This is a genomic window from Polaromonas sp., from assembly GCF_016185115.1.
Taxonomy (GTDB): domain Bacteria; phylum Pseudomonadota; class Gammaproteobacteria; order Burkholderiales; family Burkholderiaceae_C; genus Polaromonas.
In genome coordinates this window covers 93,665-106,350 of the sequence record NZ_JACPOF010000020.1, presented here as the reverse complement: position 1 = coordinate 106,350, position 12,686 = coordinate 93,665, and the positions used below count along the sequence as shown (strand labels likewise).

Sequence of the window (12,686 nt, the reverse complement as noted above, 5' to 3'; positions counted from 1 at the left end):
ACAAGAGCGGGAACTCCATGAAAAAACTTCTCATCCCAAGCGTTCTCCTTGCAGTGTCATCGCTGGCGCTGGCCAAGCTGCCTGCCCTCAGCGATGAAGCCAAAGCCAAGGCCGCAGAGGCTGCTGCCAAGGCTGCCTGGGCCGGCAAGGTCGACACCTACCAGCTTTGCAAATCGCAGGACAAGGTGGCTGCCGCATATTACAAATCGGCCAAGGCAGCGGGCAAGGAGACCAAACCTGCTACCGCCGCCGCTGCGTGCGCCGACCCGGGTGCTTTTGTTTACACGCCGCCTGAGGCCGCCAAACCGCTGGAAGCCGCCGGCGCGCATTCACCCGCGGCAACAGCGGCCAGCCCTCCCAGCAGCAAGCAGCCTGATGCAGTGGTGAACCCGGCCAAAAAAAGCTGACACCAGTTACCGGGTCGTTGATGCAGGGCATCGGGTCGGGCTCGATGCGTGTCGGCTCTTTTGTTGTAGTCTCGCTTTCATGACATTGCCCCTTCCGCGCCTCACATCGGCCCAGGCGCCCCTGACCTGCCAAATAGACGCCGTCAACGAGTTCGGCGAACACCAGCCGGTTTTTATCCCGGCGGAGCGGGCGCTCACGGTCTACGTCGACAAACGCGAGCTGGTGACTCTGATGACGCTGGGTGCACACCCCGAGTGGCTGGTGCTGGGTTATTTGCGAAATCAGCGGCTTGTGAATTCTGTTCACGATATCGAGTCTGTCACGGTGGACTGGGACGTTGGCGCCGTGGCCGTCAAAACCCGATACGGCATTGACGACATCGAAGAAAAAACCGCCAGGCGTGTGGTGACCACCGGTTGCGGGCAGGGCAGTGTATTTGGTGGCCTCATGGAGGCCGTTGACCAGATCCGCCTGCCGGCTGATGTGACGATTTCGCAGAGCCAGCTTTATTCGCTGGTCAACACCATTCGCATCAAGGAGACGACCTACAAGTCGGCCGGATCTGTACATGCCTGCGCGTTGTTTGACGCCACTGCGCCTGAACCCGAAATGCTCCTGTTTGTTGAAGACGTCGGGCGGCACAACGCCATCGATACGATTGCAGGCTGGATGTGGTTGCATCCTGAAATTGTGGCCCCCACACTTCCTGTTGCGGATGGTTCGCTGTCCTCTGAGCCAGCTGTCCCACCTGAGGGCGACCTGTCATCGGGACTGGCCGCTGCGCCACTCGCCCCGCCCTCCGCGCCGCAAGCACTTGTTTTTTACACGACCGGCCGGCTTACCAGTGAAATGGTGATGAAGGCCGCACAGATGGACATCGCGGTGGTCATTTCGCGCAGTGGCATCACGCAAATGGGCCATGCATTGGCACAGGATCTGGGCCTGTGCGCCATAGGCCGGGCGCTTAACAAACGTTTCCTGTGTTTCAGCACACCCCGGCGGTTGAGGCTGGACATTGCGGCAGCAACCGGAATGGCCGAGGCCGGGGTTTGAGTGCCATGGGCGATAGCGCGCAGGCCGCCTGGCAATTGGTGGTGTCTGCCGATCCGGTTCTGCTGTCCATTGTCACGCGATCGCTGGCGTTGAGCGCCAGTGCCAGCGGCATCGCGTTTGTGATCGGGTGTGTTCTGGGCTCCTGGCTGGCGGTCAGCCGGTTTGCCGGGCGGGAAGTTTTCCTCGCGGTACTGAATACGCTGCTGTCCCTCCCATCCGTCGTTGTAGGTTTGCTGGTTTACCTGCTGCTGTCCCGCTCCGGGCCTCTGGGGTTTCTGGGTTGGCTGTATTCGTTCAAGGCCATGCTTCTGGCCCAGGTCATCCTTGTCCTGCCCGTGGTCGTGGCCCTGGTCAGACAGGTGGTGGAAGATGCCCATGTCTCGCACGGTGAACAACTGGCGTCCCTGGGCGCTGGCCCGCGCCTGACAGGATTGCTACTGGCCTGGGATGAGCGCAGTGCGTTGCTGACGGTCGCGCTTGCAGCGTTCGGTCGCGCGGTTGCCGAGGTGGGTGCGGTCATGATTGTGGGCGGCAATATCGACGGCTTTACCCGGGTGATGACCACGGCCATTGCGCTGGAAACCAGCAAGGGCGATCTGCCGCTGGCCATGGGTCTGGGCCTTGTACTTCTGCTTGTAGTGCTGGCCCTGCAGTTGCTGATCTGGGGGCTGCGTGTCTGCTTCAGCGGATTAGCGTCACCGCTCAATCTTTCTGTTGCATCCGCCATCACCAGGGCAAGGCCGTGAGCCCCCTTTACGACCTGGACAAGGTGCGGGTTGTGCTGTCCCGGGGGCGCGATGCACCCGCTGCACTTGCAGGGGTTTCGCTGCGGATAGAAGCCGGTGAACGCGTGGCGCTGGTGGGCGCCAACGGCAGCGGCAAGTCCACCCTGCTGCGCGTATTGCACGGCCTGCTTGCACCCACGTCAGGCTCGGTACGGCGACAGCAGGCGTTGCAGCAGGCCATGCTGTTCCAGACCCCGGTGTTGCTCCGCATGTCGGTGCAGAACAATCTGGCACTGGCCCTTTGGCTGCATGGCACACCCTGGCGGGCTGCCCGCCAGGCCGCGGTGCAGGCGCTTGCCGGGGCGGAGCTCGAAGAAGTCGCACGCCGCAGTGGCCGGCAGCTGTCTGTCGGGCAAACCCAGCGCGTGGCCCTGACGCGGGCACTGGCGCTCAATCCACAGGCATTGTTGCTCGATGAACCCACGGCCAGCCTTGACCCGCACTCCAAGCGGCTGGTCGAAGGCGTGGTGCAGTCGTTTGGCGGCACCATCGTTTTTGCCAGCCACAACCTGGGTCAGGTCAAGCGCCTGGCCACGCGTGTGATCTACCTCGAACAGGGTCATCTGCTTGCAGATTTGCCGGTGGCAGACTTTTTTGACCATGCACGCCTGCAGGCGGATTCAGCCGCCGCAGCCCATTTTTTGAAAGGAGAGTTGACGACATGAATGCCTGCCATCAAAGAGCGTTTTCGGCGCTGGCCACCAAAGTTCTGGGCGCAGCATTGCTGCTGGCCTCCAGCGCGGTGTTTTCCCAGCCCCTGCTCATGGCGTCCACCACTTCTACGGAACAGTCCGGCCTGTTTGCCCATCTGCTGCCGGCCTTCAAGGCGGCCAGCGGCATGGACGTGAAGGTGGTCGCTGTCGGCACCGGCCAGGCGATAGACATGGGCCGCCGCGGCGATGCAGATGTGCTCTTTGTGCACGACCAGGCAGCTGAAGAAAAACTGGTGGCAGACGGCTTTGCAACAAAACGCCTGGCCGTCATGTACAACGATTTTGTGCTGGTCGGCCCTGCGTCTGACCCCGCCGGCGTGCGCGGCAGGGACATCGTGGCCGCGCTGCGCAAGGCGGCAGCCGGCGCGGCACCTTTTGTGTCCCGTGGCGACCGCAGCGGAACCCATGTGGCCGAGTTGCGGTACTGGAAGCTGGCCGATCTGGATGTCTCCAAGATCGCCGGCTACCGTGAATGCGGCTGCGGCATGGGGCCCGCGCTCAACATCGCGGCATCGACAGGCGCATATGTGCTGACCGACCGCGGAACATGGCTGAATTTCCGGAATCGTGCCGGCCTGGCTGTTCTGGTGGAGGGCGACGGAAAGCTGTTCAACCAGTACGGCGTGTTGCCAGTCAACCCGGCCAGACATCCGCATGTCAATGCCCTGGGGGCCAACCGCTTTATCGATTGGGTGACCTCACCCGCAGGGCAGGCGGTGATCGCCAGTTACAAGATAGGTGGGGAGCAGTTATTCTTCCCGAATGCCAAGCCCTGATTCATCCGCGACTTTATTGACCTCATCTGCATTTACTTCTGCATCGGATGTCGGGATAAACGACATCACCGCGCTGGTCCTCGCCGGCGGGCGGGGCGCTCGCATGGGGGGGGTGGACAAGGGGCTGCAGCCGTTTCGCGGCCAGCCGCTGGTGCAGCATGCGCTTGTTCGCCTTGCGCACCAGGATGGTGGCCCTTTGCATGGCGTACTGGTCAATGCCAACCGTAATCACGAGCTGTATCTTGCGCAGGCCAAGGCCTGCTTTGGTGCAGGCAAGGCGCAGGTTTTTGCGGACCGGGTGCAGGATTTCTCCGGTCCCCTTGCGGGCTTTGAGGCCGGCCTGGCGCTTTGCAGCAGCCCGCTGCTGTTGACGGTACCGTGCGACAGTCCGCTGTTCCCGCTGGATCTCGCCAGGCGCCTGCTGGACGCGCTGATCGCGGCCAAGGCGGACGTAGCGGTGGCACAAGCGCTTGAACCCGGGCCGGATGGGCACCCCGTGCTGCGCAGCCAGCCGGTTTTTTGCCTGATGAAGGCCAGCCTGCATGAAAGCCTCTCGGCTTTTCTGGCTTCAGGCGGGCGCAAAATTGATGCGTGGACGGCACAGCACCGTGTGGTGCATGTGCCGTTCAATACCGCTGATGATGACCCCAGGGCCTTTGCCAATGCCAACACCCTAGATGAACTCCGTTCGCTGGAAAACACGCGATCCTAGAAATGGCAGTTGACCGCTTGTAAACATAGCCAAAGCCTTATGAACATTAACTTTTTCGCCTTCGTTGACCGTCACCCTTCCGGTGAGCGCGCTATGTGCCCGATTGAACCGCGCCCGACGCGCCTGGCTGCGTTGCTCCTCCTTGCAGGCAGTAGCCTGCAGCGTCGTCACGCCTTGCCAGACGCGCCGCTCACGGCCCACTCGGGCGCATCCAACTGCCGTTTCTAGGATGACCTCCCTTGAAGAGATAGCACGCTCCCTGCAGGGTTATGACCCGCAGGCCCTGAAAATGGATGACGCCAACGCGTTTATCCACCGCCTCGTCGCACCGGTCGATGACGTGGTGACCCTGCCGCTGCGTCAGTGCCAGGGTCGGGTGCTGGCTGAAGACCTGGTGTCGGGGATGGCAGTGCCAGCGCATGACAACTCCGCCATGGACGGCTTTGCTTTTGACGGTGCTGTGCTGAAAAAGGGTGGTCCCGTGAGCCTTCGCAGCGTGGGCACCGCCCTGGCCGGCAAGGCCTGGACGGGTAGCGTCGATGCCGGGCAATGCCTCAAGGTGATGACCGGGGCCATTCTTCCGGCTGGGGTGGACACCGTGGTGCCGCACGAACTGGTGCGTGTGGATGGAGACACCGTTCACATACCCGCCGGCCTGCTTGGCGTGGGTGATAACCGCCGCCTGCGCGGTGAGGATTTGCAGCTTGGTGGTGTCGCGCTTTCCCGGGGGCAGCGGCTGTCGCCCGCGGCGATTGGCCTGGCCGCCAGCCTCGGCATGCAGACATTGCCCGTGTATCGCCGCCTGCGCGTGGCCTGTATGTCTACCGGCGATGAGGTGTTGTCCCCCGGCGAGGCCATGCGTGAGGGCGCCGTGTATGACAGCAACCGTTACACCGTCACCAGTCTTCTTGACCGGCTGGGTTGCGACGTCATCGAGTGTGGCGTGGTGCGCGATGACCCGGCGGCGCTGGAAGCTGCATTTCGCAGCGCAGCGGCTCAGGCCGACGTCATCATCAGCAGCGGCGGCGTCAGTGTGGGCGAAGCCGATTTCACCAAGGGCATGATGCGCAAGCTCGGCGACGTGGTCTTCTGGCGCATTGCCATGCGGCCAGGCCGGCCGTTTGCAGTGGGCCGTATTGGCAATACGGTGTTGTTCGGGCTGCCGGGTAACCCCGTGGCCGTAATGGTGACGTTTCTGGCTCTGGTCAGGCCGGCCTTGCTGCGCATGATGGGCGCAGGGGATGAGTCCCTGCCGCTATTGCGCGCCCATAGCCAGGAGCCCATGCGCAAGAAGCCGGGCCGCACGGAATACCAGCGCGGCGTGGTCACCACTTCGCCCGAAGGGCGGCTGGAAGTGCGCACCACTGGCAACCAGGGTTCGGGCGTTCTGAGCTCCATGGTGCAGGCCAACGGACTCATCGTGTTGCATCATGGCCAGGGCAATGTCGCTGAAGGTGATCTGGTCGATGTGATGATGTTTCACGGCGTCGTCTGACACCTTTGGGCCAATAGGGATGCGGCCAGACCTGCACGATTTGGGGCTTTTCCCAAACTGATAAGGTAGCGCCATGAACCCACTTTTCCTGAAACTCGGCTGGCGCACCCTCTGGCGAGATCTGCGTGCCGGCGAACTGCGTTTGCTGATCGTTGCCGTCACGCTCGCTGTCGCTGCGCTCACCGCTGTCGGTTTTTTTGCCGACCGCCTCAAGGGTGGTTTGCAGCGCGATGCACGCCAGCTTCTCGGTGGTGATGCGGTAATCCGCAGCGACGGCGAAACGCCTGCTGTGTTCATCGCCAAAGCCCAGGCGCTGGGGCTCAAGGCCATCTCAACCGTGAATTTCCCGACCATGGGCCGCGCCAGCGACGCCGATGGCGGTGCCAGCAAGCTGGTGTCGTTCAAGGCCGTGCCTGAAGGCTACCCCCTGCGTGGCAGCATGAAAGTAGCCGCAGATGCATCAGACCCCGGCAGCATTACGCGGGATGTGCCAGCTCCTGGCACGGCGTGGGTTGATGCATCCCTGCTCGATTCATTGGGCCTTAAACCGGGCCAGACCCTGCTGATGGGCGACGGCAGTTTCAAGATCACGCGCATCATCGTGCAGGAGCCCGACAGGGGCGCCGGCTTCATCAGCTTCTCGCCGCGTGCCATGGTCAACCAGGCCGATGTGAAGGCCACCAACCTGATACAGCCGGCCAGCCGCACCAACTACCGCTTTGCTGTTGCCGGCGATGACAAATCCGTCAGCGAGTTTGTGAAATGGGCCGATGCAGAGATCAAGAAGCCGTTTGAGAAATCCGGCATACGCGGCGTGCGGCTGGAGTCGCTCGAATCCGGCAGCCCCGAGATGCGGCAGACCCTGGACCGTGCCGAGAAATTCCTCAACCTTGTGGCGCTGCTGGCAGCGCTGCTCAGTGCGGTGGCGGTTGCCATCGTCGCGCGCGGGTTTGCGGCCAAGCACCTGGATGACTGCGCCATGCTGCGTGTATTGGGCCAGCCGCAACGCACGATTGCGCTGGCCTATGCCTTCGAGTTTGTACTCGCAGGGCTGTTTGCCAGCGCGCTCGGTGTGGTGCTGGGCTTTGCCGTGCATTACGGTTTTGTGGCCCTGCTTGCCGGGCTGGTCGAAACCGCCTTGCCTGCGGCCACCATATGGCCAGTGCTGTTCGGTATGGGCATGGGCTTGACACTGCTGCTGGCCTTCGGCCTGCCCCCGGTTTTGCAGCTCGCGTCCGTGCCGCCGCTGCGTGTGATCCGCCGCGATGTCGGCAACCTCAAGCCCGCATCGATGGCCGTGCTCGGTGTCGGTGTGCTGGGTTTTGCCGCATTGCTCGTGGCGGCCAGCAGTGACCTGAAACTGGGGCTCATCGCCGTCGGCGGTTTTGCGGGTGCGGCGCTGGTGTTTGCCGTGACCAGCTTTGCAGCCGTCAAGCTGCTGCGCGCCAGCGTCAATGAAAGCACGGCGCCGCGCTGGCTGGTGCTGGCCACACGCCAGCTCTCGGCCCGGCCTGCGTACGCGGTGGTGCAGACCAGCGCGCTGGCGGTTGGCCTGCTGGCGCTCATGCTGCTGGTGCTGCTGCGCACTGATCTCATCAGCAGCTGGCGCAAGGCCACGCCGCCTGATGCGCCCAACCGGTTTGTCATCAACGTGCAGCCTGATCAGGGTGAGGCTTTCCAGAAAGCCCTGCGTGATGGCGGCGTGAAGAAGTTTGACTGGTACCCCATGATTCGCGGCCGTCTGGTGGCGGTCAATGGCAAACCCGTGACACCCGATGACTACGAAGACGACCGCGCCAAGCGCCTGGTCGACCGCGAATTCAACCTCTCCAACAACATCGAGATGCCGGGGCACAACCAGATCGTAGCCGGCCGCTGGACATCGGGTGAAAAAGATGCGGTGAGTGTTGAGGACGGCCTGGCCAAAACGCTGGGCCTCAAGCTGGGCGATTCGCTGCGCTTTGACATGGGCGGCCAGGTGAGTGAGGCCAAAATCACCAGCCTGCGCAAGGTCGACTGGGGTTCAATGCGGGTCAACTTTTTTGTGATGTACCCGGTAGCGGTCCTCGCCGATGTGCCGGTGTCCTACATCACGGCCTTTCGCGCGCCAGAGCCTGTAGCAGCGGCAGCCGGGCAAGCTGCGCCGCAGAGTTTTGACAACCAGCTGGTGCGCGCGTTTCCCAACGTCACCAACGTTGATATGAGCAGCACCCTGGCACAGGTGCAGCGCGTGCTCGACCAGGTCATCCGCGCGGTGGAGTTTTTGTTTGGCTTCACGCTGGCCGCCGGGCTGGTGGTTCTGTTTGCCGCCATCACGGCCACGCGTGAAGAGCGCGCCAAGGAATTTGCCATCATGCGCGCGGTCGGTGCCCGTGCTTCCCTGCTCAGACAGGTGCAGCGCGCAGAGCTGGCCGGTGTGGGGCTGTTGGCAGGATTTTTGGCCTCAGTGGTTGCGCTCGGCGTGGGCTGGGGACTGGCACGTTATGTGTTTGACTTCAACTGGACTGGCTCATGGACGGTGCCTGTGATGGGCAGCATTGCCGGGGCTCTGCTGGCGCTGGCTGCGGGCTGGTGGGGTTTACGCTCGGTGCTCAACACGCCTGTTGTTGAAACCTTGAGGCGCACGTCGGGTAACTAGTTTCATTGACTGTCATTGCGGGCTTGACCCGCAATCCACGGTGAACGAAGCGGGGATGGATCCCGGATCGAGTCCGGGATGACAGGGGAGATCTCGCACACCTTTTGCTTGCGCGACAATCCGGCATGGCTTTGACTTTTCCCCTTTCCCCCCGCTCTGACCTGTTGCCGGGCGTGCGCGCATGAGGCCGCAGATCACTGTGGCTGACCGCCACGGCTTTGACGCCATCATCGATGCGCGCTCGCCGGCCGAATTTGCCATCGACCATATTCCGGGCGCCATCAATTGCCCGGTGCTGGACAACGAAGAACGCAGAATAGTTGGCACGCTGTACAAGCAGCAGGGCGCATTTGAAGCCCGCCGCGTGGGCGGTGCGATGGTCGCGGCCAACCTGGCGCTTCACCTGCGCGAGAAATTTGCCGACAAACCCGCCTCGTGGCGGCCCATGATTTATTGCTGGCGCGGCGGCATGCGCAGCGGTTCCATGACCAACTGGCTGCGCCTGGTCGGCTGGGATGCGCAGCAGCTGCCAGGCGGCTACAAGGGCTGGCGCCGGCATGTGATTGCACTGATAGACCGCCTCTCGGCTGACCTGCCGTTTGTGGTGATCTGCGGCGCCACCGGCAATGCCAAGACGCGCATCCTGCAGGCGCTGGCCGCCCAGGGTGAGCAGGTGCTTGACCTTGAAGGCCTGGCCTGCCACAAGGGCTCGCTTCTGGGCGCGATTCAGGACCAGCCGCAGCCCTCACAAACCGCGTTCGAGACGCAACTCGCAAGTGTGCTGGAAGGCGTTGACCTCAAACGCCCACTCTATGTCGAAGGCGAAAGCCGCCGCATCGGCCAGATCAATGTGCCGGTGCAACTGGTCGAGCGCATGCGCTCCAGCCCCTGCATAGAGATAGAAGCCACCACAGACGCTCGGGTCGAATACCTGCTGCGCGACTACAACTACCTGGGCGACCGGCCCGACTGGCTGGCCGAGCGCATTGGCATCCTGAAGGAACTGCACGGCAAGGAAACCATTGCCAGGTGGCAGGCTTGGGCGATGGCGCGTGACTTGCCCCCGCTCTTCCGCGAACTGGCCGTGCAGCACTACGACCCTGCCTACAGCCGCTCGCAACGCAACAACTTCAGGCGCTGGGAGGAGCGTCAGGTCATCCCTACCGCCGACCTGTCACCTGCCGCAGTTGAATCGCTGGCACGAAACGTCGTCGCGCTGGCCGTGAAGCCCGCGCTTGCGGCAGCCCTGGCTTGAGAGAAAGCGCACATGCAGATCGAAGAAAAACCACCCGGCAACCCGCCTTTTGCCACACCGTTTGAATGGATAGGCGGCGAGGCGCGCATCCGGGCGCTGGTTGACCGCTTTTATGACCTGATGGACCTGGAGCCCGCCTACGCCGTGCTGCGCGCCGTACACGGCAATACGCTTGAGAACGCACGCGACCGCCTGTTCTGGTTTCTCTGCGGCTGGATGGGCGGGCCGCAGCACTACACCGAGCGTTTCGGCCACCCGCGCCTGCGCATGCGCCATATGCAGGGGCAGGGCGGGGCGACGGGCCCCATAGGCATCAGGGAGCGTGACGAATGGCTGGCCTGCATGGACCAGGCCATGCGCGAGACCGGTGTCGATGATGAGCTTCGCGCACGCCTGAACACCTCGTTCTTCCAGACGGCGGACTGGATGCGGAACCGGGGTGAGGGCTGAGAGAGTTGCGCACAGGTCGGCTGGTGGCTCAGACGGAGTTCCAGCGGCCTCCCCCGCAGCACCTGTAGCGTGTCCAATTGCGTAATTTGCTATGAAATAAATAGCTACTCACGTGCATATTTATTGGCCTGCAGCCATTTTTACGCCTCAAAAATGGCATTTTTTGAGCTTTTTAACGCCTTGAACCGGCTTGCCGGCAGCTCTGAAAACAAGTTTTTGCCGTATACGGCAAAAAATTAACGTACACGTTAAAAATTAAACGTGTACGTTAAAACCAGCTGAAATTACTTCGCCTTCAGCAAGTCGCCCACTTCCAGCAGCACCATCTCGTTGTCGTCCGCCTTGTTGGGCTCGCGGCTGCTGGAGAACGGCAGGTTGTTGTCGTTGCCGACCACGATGTGGGTGGCGTCAAACACATCGACGTTCTCGATGGTGAAGAAGGGGAAGGTCAGCACGCCATTGTTCAGCGGCTTGCGCGCCAGCTTGTTGGGGTCGGCAATGTTCAGCAGGTCTATGTAGCCGATCTTGCGCACCGGGCCGCCGACATTGGCCTCGCTCAACTCGATTTTGTACACGCGCTTGAATTTGGCGATGTCATGAAAGCAGTCTGTGCGCCTCTGGCCTTCCGGGCAGGCCTTGTCGGCCGTGCCTTCGCCGTTGTCGCGTTCGATGATGAGGCCGGTGGTGCCATCAATCATGTTGAAGTCGCCAATCGCGTGGCTGGCGCCTTCCAGCACGTACTTCCAGTGGCGGCCCGTCCATTGCTGGGATTTCACGTCGAATTCCAGCACGCGAAGATAGTCCTTGCCGTCCAGCTTTTCATTGCCTTTGGTGGCCGCGTCGTACAAGGCGCCTTCAAGCAGCGCATACAGCTTGCTGCCGTCTTTCGAAGATGCCATGCCTTCAAAACCCTTGGAGCGGCGAACCTGGAAATCCACGGCGCCGCCGGGTGCGCCCGGCGTGGTGACGGCGGGGTGGTCGGGCGAGCGTACGACCTTGCCTTCGACCTGTGTCTCGAACACGGCCAGTACCTTGCCCGTCATGTCGGTCTTGATCAGGAAGGGGCCAAACTCGTCGCCAATCCACAGCGCGCCGCCGGCGATCTGAAAGCTCTCCGTGTCAAAGTCGCTGCCGGTCAGGTAACGCTTTTTGGTGCTTTCATGGACGATGCGAAACGGCACCTTTTTGTCCGGGTCATGCAAAAAGATGGTTTGCAGGCGCTTGATGCTGCCGGCCTTGAAGTCGATGGCATAGCGGTTCAGATACAGCATGGCGTCCGGCGAATTGGCCTTGGCGCCAAAGCCGTTGTCGGTCAGCACCCAGAAGCTGCCATCCGGCATTTTTTTGATACCCGAGTGGCCCTGCAACGGCTGGCCTTTGAACGGCAGAGAGACGCCCGTCGGGCGGCCGGCTGACAGGCCTTCTATCGAGGCGAGTTTGTCCGCGCGTTGTGGGGTGGTGAACTTGCCGCTGATCTTCAGGTCTTCAGGCGCATCCTTGGGCGCCTGCACAAAAGATTGAGCGGGCATCACGACATGGCCTGCCAGCGTTGCCGGGAAAGCGGTTTGTGCGTGTGCCGGCAGGGCAGCCAGTGCTGCCAGGGTGATGGCACAGAGGGAAGGGCGGAAGGTCAGGCGCATGCGGGAATCCTTTGCAAGTAGAGGACGCCATGGTGCGCAAAGCATGTGACGGCGTGATTACAGGCACCGTCCCTGTTTCAGCTCTGCCTCACCCTTGTGCCAGCAGCACCACCAGCGCGCCGGCGCCGCCTTCGGCAGGCCGTGCCTGCACAAATGCCAGCACCTCCTGCTTCTGTATCAGCCAGCTCTGCACCTTGCCCTTGAGCACCGGCGTTTTGCCCGGCGAGCCCAGGCCCTTGCCATGCACCACACGCACGCAGCGCCAGCCCACCTTGTGGGCGTCCTTGATGAACAGGCTCAACGCCTCGCGAGCGTCCTCGCGGCGCAGGCCGTGCAGGTCCAGCTGGCCCTGAATGCTCCAGCCGCCCCGGCGCAGCTTGCGCACCACCTCGGGCCCCATGCCGGGGCGGCGATAGCTCAGCGCCTCGTCGGTATCGAGCAGGGTGTCCACATCAAACTCGTCGGACAGGGCAGAACGCATCACCGCGAGTTCATCAAGCTGCTGCTGTACGGCAATCGGCGCCGCCTGCGCCACAGGCAACACGGCGCGCTGGCCGGGCAGGTGTTTGGGCGGCAGTGATTTGACCGGGCCTATGGTGCGCGAAAAAAGTTCTTTTTCAGCCTTTGCCTTCGCGGCGGCGGCTGCACGTGCGGCTGCGTGCTCCTGCTCGAGACGCACCCGGGTTTCGATTTCCTTCTTGACCGCCTTGAGGTCCTGCAAACTTTTAATGGCGGTTTTCATAAGGACCTGTTTACCCTAT

At 62.4% G+C, this 12,686-nt stretch carries 12 protein-coding genes; 10 read left to right on the top strand and 2 right to left on the bottom strand.

Going from position 1 to position 12,686, the window contains the following annotated elements; genetic code table 11:
• The first annotated feature begins 17 nt into the window (after positions 1-17).
• The 10 genes from HYX42_RS13450 (at position 18) to HYX42_RS13405 (ending at position 10,285) form a co-directional block, all read left to right on the top strand.
• A complete protein-coding gene (locus HYX42_RS13450) occupies positions 18-407 on the top strand; it encodes a hypothetical protein (RefSeq protein ID WP_293403813.1) in 390 nt (129 codons plus the stop codon).
• Between the two features lie 79 nt (positions 408-486).
• The gene (locus HYX42_RS13445) at positions 487-1,461 is read left to right on the top strand and encodes a formate dehydrogenase accessory sulfurtransferase FdhD (RefSeq protein WP_293403811.1); all 975 of its coding nucleotides are present in this window, start codon (positions 487-489) and stop codon (positions 1,459-1,461) included.
• 5 nt (positions 1,462-1,466) lie between these two features.
• Positions 1,467-2,207 carry an ABC transporter permease gene (locus tag HYX42_RS13440; protein ID WP_366931153.1) on the top strand — a complete coding sequence of 247 codons (741 nt, stop codon included), beginning with the start codon at positions 1,467-1,469 and terminating at the stop codon, positions 2,205-2,207.
• Between the two features lie 23 nt (positions 2,208-2,230).
• The gene (locus HYX42_RS13435; protein WP_293404540.1) at positions 2,231-2,911 is read left to right on the top strand and encodes an ATP-binding cassette domain-containing protein; all 681 of its coding nucleotides are present in this window, start codon (positions 2,231-2,233) and stop codon (positions 2,909-2,911) included.
• Positions 2,908-3,735 (top strand): substrate-binding domain-containing protein, encoded by an 828-nt coding sequence (locus HYX42_RS13430; protein WP_293403807.1) that lies wholly within the window; start codon positions 2,908-2,910, stop codon positions 3,733-3,735. Before HYX42_RS13435 ends, HYX42_RS13430 begins: the two co-directional genes overlap by 4 nt.
• Positions 3,736-3,751: 16 nt before the next feature.
• Positions 3,752-4,447, top strand: coding sequence for a molybdenum cofactor guanylyltransferase MobA (gene mobA, locus HYX42_RS13425; RefSeq protein WP_293403805.1), 696 nt, complete (start codon positions 3,752-3,754; stop codon positions 4,445-4,447).
• Between the two features lie 229 nt (positions 4,448-4,676).
• Entirely contained in the window at positions 4,677-5,942 is a 1,266-nt protein-coding gene (gene glp, locus HYX42_RS13420; protein ID WP_293403803.1) for a gephyrin-like molybdotransferase Glp, read from the top strand.
• 73 nt (positions 5,943-6,015) lie between these two features.
• The gene (locus HYX42_RS13415; protein WP_293403801.1) at positions 6,016-8,580 is read left to right on the top strand and encodes an FtsX-like permease family protein; all 2,565 of its coding nucleotides are present in this window, start codon (positions 6,016-6,018) and stop codon (positions 8,578-8,580) included.
• 181 nt (positions 8,581-8,761) lie between these two features.
• On the top strand, positions 8,762-9,835 hold the full coding sequence (gene mnmH, locus HYX42_RS13410; protein WP_293403799.1) for a tRNA 2-selenouridine(34) synthase MnmH: 1,074 nt from the start codon (positions 8,762-8,764) through the stop codon (positions 9,833-9,835).
• 12 nt (positions 9,836-9,847) lie between these two features.
• Entirely contained in the window at positions 9,848-10,285 is a 438-nt protein-coding gene (locus tag HYX42_RS13405) for a group II truncated hemoglobin (protein ID WP_293403797.1), read from the top strand.
• 284 nt (positions 10,286-10,569) lie between these two features.
• Here HYX42_RS13405 and HYX42_RS13400 read toward each other — a convergent pair whose 3' ends face one another.
• Positions 10,570-11,925, bottom strand: a complete 1,356-nt coding sequence (locus HYX42_RS13400; RefSeq protein ID WP_293403795.1) for an esterase-like activity of phytase family protein — start codon at positions 11,923-11,925, stop codon at positions 10,570-10,572.
• 88 nt (positions 11,926-12,013) lie between these two features.
• Positions 12,014-12,667: a Smr/MutS family protein gene (locus tag HYX42_RS13395; RefSeq protein ID WP_293403793.1), complete on the bottom strand. Its 654-nt coding sequence runs from the start codon at positions 12,665-12,667 to the stop codon at positions 12,014-12,016.
• Positions 12,668-12,686: the final 19 nt, after the last annotated feature.